The sequence below is a fragment of the Streptomyces sp. NPDC005811 genome (assembly GCF_040630405.1).
Taxonomy (GTDB): Bacteria; Actinomycetota; Actinomycetes; order Streptomycetales; family Streptomycetaceae; genus Streptomyces.
In genome coordinates, this window is the sequence record NZ_JBEXXK010000018.1 from 182,538 (window position 1) to 188,744 (window position 6,207).

Annotated in this window: 7 protein-coding genes; 4 read left to right on the plus strand and 3 right to left on the minus strand. The window is 72.0% G+C overall.

The features are described 5' to 3' along the window. Positions 1-198: 198 nt before the first annotated feature. Positions 199-990, plus strand: a complete 792-nt coding sequence (locus tag ABZ490_RS21195) for an RNA polymerase sigma factor SigF (RefSeq protein ID WP_358992165.1) — start codon at positions 199-201, stop codon at positions 988-990. Positions 991-994: 4 nt separating this feature from the next. Here ABZ490_RS21195 and ABZ490_RS21200 read toward each other — a convergent pair whose 3' ends face one another. Further along, entirely contained in the window at positions 995-1,330 is a 336-nt protein-coding gene (locus ABZ490_RS21200; RefSeq protein ID WP_358992167.1) for an ANTAR domain-containing protein, read from the minus strand. A 105-nt stretch (positions 1,331-1,435) separates the two neighbouring features. Here ABZ490_RS21200 and ABZ490_RS21205 point away from each other — a divergent pair, with 105 nt between their 5' ends. Beyond that, positions 1,436-2,239 carry a VOC family protein gene (locus tag ABZ490_RS21205; RefSeq protein ID WP_358992169.1) on the plus strand — a complete coding sequence of 268 codons (804 nt, stop codon included), beginning with the start codon at positions 1,436-1,438 and terminating at the stop codon, positions 2,237-2,239. 48 nt (positions 2,240-2,287) lie between these two features. Here ABZ490_RS21205 and glgX read toward each other — a convergent pair whose 3' ends face one another. After that, positions 2,288-4,435 (minus strand): glycogen debranching protein GlgX, encoded by a 2,148-nt coding sequence (gene glgX, locus ABZ490_RS21210; protein WP_358992171.1) that lies wholly within the window; start codon positions 4,433-4,435, stop codon positions 2,288-2,290. Further along, complete coding sequence (locus ABZ490_RS21215) at positions 4,432-4,944, minus strand: pep a2 (protein ID WP_358992173.1); 513 nt, start codon at positions 4,942-4,944, stop codon at positions 4,432-4,434. Before ABZ490_RS21215 ends, glgX begins: the two co-directional genes overlap by 4 nt. A 226-nt stretch (positions 4,945-5,170) precedes the next feature. On the opposite strand from ABZ490_RS21215, the gene ABZ490_RS21220 reads away from it, so the two are divergent. Together ABZ490_RS21220 and ABZ490_RS21225 are read left to right on the plus strand one after the other, a co-directional pair. Continuing rightward, positions 5,171-5,470 (plus strand): DUF5133 domain-containing protein, encoded by a 300-nt coding sequence (locus ABZ490_RS21220; protein WP_358992175.1) that lies wholly within the window; start codon positions 5,171-5,173, stop codon positions 5,468-5,470. A gap of 158 nt (positions 5,471-5,628) precedes the next feature. Then, the coding region (locus tag ABZ490_RS21225) for a maltotransferase domain-containing protein (RefSeq protein WP_358992177.1) at positions 5,629-6,207 on the plus strand (579 nt) is incomplete at its 3' end.

Here is a 6,207-nt window from a genome sequence, read left to right on the forward strand (position 1 = left end):
AAAGAAATCGCGACAAACAGGGACCAATGGTTTCAGAACCCTCCTGTGCGGGAATCCGCAGGGATGTGCTTCGGACAGGAGGCACGTCCGTGGGACCCCCGCCGAGCGGGCCGCCCCGGACGATCGCCGAACCGTCCGCGCGTGCGCATCCCACGGTGCCCGTCCATCCCTCGGCACCCCCTCGGGAAGGCACGCACGATGCGTTCCACCGTCCGAACCCGGCAGCACCCCCACGACGACGCCCCGGACACCGGCGAGTCCTTCGCCCGGCTGGCCGCCCTGACGGACGGGCCGGAGCGCCGGGCTCTGCGCGACGAACTGGTCCGGCTGTGGCTGCCGATGGCCGAGCGGATCGCCGTCCGCTTCCGTGGCCGCGGCGAGACGCTGGAGGACCTGTACCAGGTCGCCGCCCTCGGACTCGTCAAGGCCGTCGACCGCTACGACCCCGCTCGCGGCCGGGCCTTCGAGGCCTACGCGGTGCCCACGATCACCGGCGAGATCAAGCGCCACTTCCGTGACCACCTGTGGACCCTGCACGTGCCCCGCCGGGTCCAGGACCTGCGCAACCGGGTGCGGCACGCCGCGAAGGAACTCGCCCAGACGACCCCCGGCCGGCCGCCGACCGTCGCCGAGATCGCCGCGTACGCACAGCTCACCGAGGAAGAGGTGCACACCGGCACGGAGGCGCTGGAGTGCTTCTCCGCGCTGTCGCTGGACGCCGAGCTGCCCGGCACCGACGGCTACTCCCTCACGGACGCCCTCGGCGAACCCGACCCCGGCTACGACACGGTCGTCGACCGCGTCGCCGTGGCGCCCTGCCTGCGGGCACTTCCGGAGCGCGAGCGCACCATCCTCTATCTGCGGTTCTTCCAGGGCATGACCCAGAACACGATCGCCGAGCGGCTCGGCATCTCGCAGATGCATGTCTCGCGGCTGCTCAGCAGCTGCTTCGCCCGGCTGCGCGAGGAGGTCGTGCCCGAGACGAACTGACCGCTCACTCCAACGGCGGCGCGCCCGGGATCTGTGTCGGGCCGTGCCGGTCCAGCAGCGTCTCCAGTTCCGTCCCGATCTCCTCGGGCATCTCCCCGCTGCGCCCCCAGATCAGGATCAGCTCCGAGACGTTGCGCAGCTTGATGTTGGTGTGCTGGGAGACCTCGCGGAGGATCGCCCAGCCCTCGTCCGGCGTCACCCGCCCGAGCGCCACGATCACACCGATCGCCTGGTCCACCACGGCATGCGAGGCGACCGCCTCCTTGAGCTGCTCGACCTCCTGCTGGAGCCGGAGGATCCAGGCCGTTTCGTCGCCGGGGTCGCGCGGTACTCGTGCCACCACTCCATCGTGCCACCGCGTCCTCGGCAGGCGCCGCCGCCGCGTCCGGCCGGACACTGGAGGAGAGCCGCCGGCCGTCGGCCCGGAGACAGGAACGCGAGCCCCATGAACGATCACCCGTCCTCAGCCCGCGGTGCGCGGGAGGTCCTCTCCACCGACGCCGTGTTCGGCGCGCCCTGCTGGGTAAGCCTGACCAGCCGCGATCTGGAGGCCACCCAGGAGTTCTACGGGGCAGTCCTCGGCTGGCGGTGGCGGCGCGGCACCCTGGGCGGCCACTTCCGCACGGCGCTGGTCGACGACGTCCCGGTGGCCGGGATCGCCGCCGTCGCCGCGATGTGGCAGATGGCGGTGGCGTGGACGCCGTACTTCGCGGTCCCCAGCGCCGACGAGGCCGCCTCCCGGACCCGGGAGCGCGGGGGGACCGTGGCGGTGGGCCCGATCTCGCTGCCGCCGGGCCGGGCGGCGCTGCTCGCCGACCGGGAGGGGGCGACCTTCGGGGTGTGGGAGGGCAAGCTGATCGGCAACTGGGAGGCGTGGCGGCAGGCCGCCCCCTCCTTCATCCGGCTGCACACCCGCGACGCCTTCGACTCCGCGATCTTCTACGGCGAGATCCTCGACTGGGCCACGGACCGGCCCGGGTGCTGCGAGGTGCATTACGAGGGCGGCGAGGTCGTGCTGCGCAGCGGGGGCGATGTCGTGGCGCGGATCGAGTCGGGGGCGTTGGAGGCGGCGCCCGATCCCACCATTCGGCCGCACTGGCAGGTGCATTTTGCCGTCGGCGATGTTCCGGGGGCTGTGCGGGCTGCGGAGAAGCATGGGGGGAGTGTGTTGCGGGAGGGGGAGGAGGAGGCGATTCTTCGGGATCCGGACGGGGCGCAGTTCACGGTGACGTCGCGTCGTCAACGGTGACGCTCCGTTTCCCCGCGCCCCTGAAGGATGGCGCTCCGCGCACATCCTTCATTCCGAGCGGCGTGGGGGTCTCGTCAGCACGATCAGGCTGCGGGATTCCAGGGTCAGTTCCGCGCCTGCCTTGTACTCCGTCTCGTCGCGGCCCTCGTCCGGTTCCGCCGTTTCGGCGGTGATCGTCCAGCGTTCACCGTACGACGCACCGGGCAGGCGGAAGGGGACCGGTTCCCAGTAGCTGTTGAAGAGCAGGAGGAAGGAGTCGTCCACCACCGGGCGGCCCCGGGGGTCGGGTTCGGCGATGGCGTCGCCGTTGAGGAAGACGCCGACGCTGTGGACGTCGGAGCGCTGCCAGTCGCGGTCGCGCATCTCGCGGGCGTCCGGCTGGAGCCACACCAGGTCGGGCAGGGGCTGTCCGGCGTGGGTGACGGTCTCGCCGAGGAAGAAGCGGCGCCGGCGCAGCACGGGGTGGGCGGCGCGCAGGGCGAGGAGGCGGCGGCAGAAGCCGATGAGCCGACGCTGCTCCTCGGTGAGCCGCCAGTCGATCCAGGAGACCGGGTTGTCCTGGCAGTAGGCGTTGTTGTTGCCGCGCTGGGTGCGGCCGAGTTCGTCGCCGTGGCCGATCATCGGGATGCCCTGGGAGAGCAGCAGGGTGGCGAGGAGGTTGCGCTGCTGGCGGGCGCGCAGGTCCAGCACGGCCGGGTCGTCGGTCTCGCCCTCCACCCCGCAGTTCCAGGACCGGTTGTGGCTCTCGCCGTCGCGGTCGCCCTCGCCGTTGGCCTGGTTGTGCTTGTGGTTGTACGAGACGAGGTCGCGCAGCGTGAAACCGTCGTGCGCGGTCACGAAGTTGACGCTGGCGCGCGGCCGGCGCCTGGTGTGGGCGTACAGGTCGGAGGAGCCGGTCAGCCGGGAGGCGAACTCGCCGAGGGAGTGCGGCTCGGCCCGCCAGAAGTCCCGTACGGCGTCCCGGTACTTGCCGTTCCACTCCGACCACAGCGGTGGGAAGTTGCCCACCTGGTAGCCGCCCTCGCCCACGTCCCAGGGCTCGGCGATCAGTTTGACGCGGCTGATCACCGGGTCCTGCTGGATCAGGTCGAAGAACGCCGACAGCCGGTCCACCTCGTGGAACTGCCGGGCCAGGGTGGCCGCGAGGTCGAAGCGGAAGCCGTCGACGTGCATCTCGGTCACCCAGTAGCGCAGCGAGTCCATGATGAGCTGGAGCACGTACGGGTGGCGCATGAGCAGGCTGTTGCCGGTTCCGGTGGTGTCGTAGTAGTGCGACCAGTCGCCGTCCACCAGCCGGTAGTACGAGGCGTTGTCGATGCCCCGGAAGGAGAGCGTGGGGCCCTTCTGATTGCCCTCGGCGGTGTGGTTGTAGACGACGTCGAGGATCACTTCGAGGCCGGCCGCGTGCAGCGCCCTCACCATCTCCTTGAACTCGGTGACCTGCTGCCCCCGGGTGCCGTGGGCGGCGTAGGCGTGGTGCGGCGCGAAGAAGCCGATGGTGTTGTAGCCCCAGTAGTTGGAGAGTCCGCGGTCGATGAGCACGCCGTCCTGGACATACTCGTGGACCGGCATCAGCTCGATCGCCGTCACGCCCAGCGAGGTGAGGTGCTCGGTCACCGCCGGGTGGGCGAGGCCGGCGTAGGTGCCGCGCAGGGCGCGCGGGACGTCGGGGTGGGTGCGGGTGAGTCCGCGGACATGGGCCTCGTAGATCACCGTGTCGGCGTACGAGCGCCGGGGCGGGGTGTCGTCGCCCCAGTCGAAGGCGGGGTCGGTGACCACGCCGAGCGGGGTGTGCCCGGCGCTGTCGGCGGGATCGGGGCCGTCCCCGGCGCGTTCGAAGAGGGAGGGGTGGTGGTCGGTCCGGCCGTCGACGGCGCGGGCGTAGGGGTCCAGGAGCAGCTTCGCCGGGTTGCAGCGGTGTCCGCCGGCCGGGTCCCAGGGGCCGTGCACCCGGTAGCCGTAGCGCTGTCCGGGGCCGATGCCGGGCAGGTGTCCGTGCCAGACGAAACCGTCGACCTCGGTCAGCGGGACGGTCCGGTGGCTGTCGTCGTCCTCGACGAGCACCAGGTCGACCCGCTCGGCGACCTCGCTGAACAGCGCGAAGTTGGTGCCCTTGCCGTCGAAGTCGGCGCCCAGGGGGTAGGGGTGCCCGCTCCACGCGGGCACCCCTGCCTTCCGGTACGGCGGTGAGGTCACCGAACCGCCTCCAGGACCCGGGGATCCCCGGTGGCCGGGGCGGCCAGCGCGGCCACCGGGAGGACGCGGGGCACCGGGCGCCCCTCGCGCAGGCTGGGCGACGGCGGGGTCGGCACCAGGGGGACGCGTTCGCCGGAACGGGCGCGCTGCGAGAACCAGATGACCTTGCTGCCGGTGGCGGTGGAGCAGCAGCCCCAGCCGTCGCTCATCGCGGCGATCTGCTCCAGGCAGCTCCGCAGGTCCTGGTCCGGGCGCAGCTCACGGTCGTTGCCGCCGACGGCCGTGATCAGATGCTGGCCGTTCCACCACATCTCGATCGAGAGGGACTTGTCCGTCGCGTTCTCGTCGATGGCCTTCAACAGCATCCTGGCGCCGCCGCAGACGGGGGCGACCAGGGTTTCGAGGTCCCAGTACCTCAGATGGGCGGCCAGGATCCGGCCGACCTGTGCGACGCGCTCCGGACTGACGTCCACGTCGAGGTGGTAGTAGCAGGGAACTGCGGTCTTCATCGTCGTTCGCTCCTCACCGGCGAGGCTCCCGCTCCGTGGGGCCCCGCGGGCCGAATATACGGAGGGTGAGCGCTGATCGCTTCTGAGTCACCTCCCACAGTGCGGGCGTTAGTCCATTCGTGCAACACGAGCGCACTCCGGGGTGATTGAAGATCCAACAAGACGCTGGGTGTCGGCGCGTGCACCATGAGTGAAACATTCATCGAGCCCGAAAGGTGACTGCGTCATGCTGCTACCGGCCAAGACCGAGGTCGCCAGGCAGTTGCGGCGGTACCGGGCGTGGGAGCGCGTGATGCTCGCCTCCCCGGCCGACCGCGCGGTGCGGGCCACCTTCGAGGACTCGGGTTACACCCTGTGTGTGCTCATGGGAAAGCGCTGCGCGCGCGAGGCCGCGGACGCGGCGGAGCGGTATCTGCGCACCACGCTCGCCGTCTACCTGCAGGAGCAGGACGGCCGGTCGCGGCCGGCCGGCGCCGCGCGGCGCGGTGGCCGGGCGGTGGCCCGGCTCGCTCCGGCGACGCCGTGACGGCGGACCCGTTCCGGCGGCGGAGCGGGAGCCGGGCGGCGGGCCCGGCGGACCACATGACGACAGATCCGGCTGCGGGCCGGACGGACGACCCGGCGCAGAACCGCCCGGCCGATCCGGCCGTTAGCCCGGCCATGAGCCCAACGAAGGTGAGACGAATGAGCCCGACCCCTGTCATCGGCCGGATCCCGGTCCGCGACGTGCGGCCCGCGGTGGAGGGCGGCAGACGCCCGGCCAAGGCGGTCCCGGGGGAGAGCTTCCAGGTGACGGCGACCGTGTTCCGGGAGGGCCACGACGCGGTGGCCGCCAATGTCGTCCTGCGCGGGCCCAAGGGCCGGCGCGGTCCGTGGACGCCGATGCGGGAACTGGCCCCGGGCAGCGACCGCTGGGGCGCCGAGGTCACCCCGGACGCGCCGGGCCGCTGGACGTACGCCGTCGAGGCCTGGAGCGACCCGGTCACCACCTGGCGCCGGACGGCGCGGATCAAGGTCCCGGCCGGCCTCGACGTGGGGCTGGTGCTGGAGGAGGGCGCCGAGCTGCACGAGCGTGCGGCGGCCGGAGTGCCGAGGGGCAGGGCCCGTACGACGGTCCTCAGGGCGGCGCGGACCCTGGGTGACGACTCCCTGCCGGTCGCGGAGCGGTTGGCGGCGGCGTTGACGCCGGAGGTGGACGCGGTCCTGGCCCGCCACCCGCTGCGGGACCTGCTCACCGCCTCCGACCCGCTGCCCCTGCTCGTG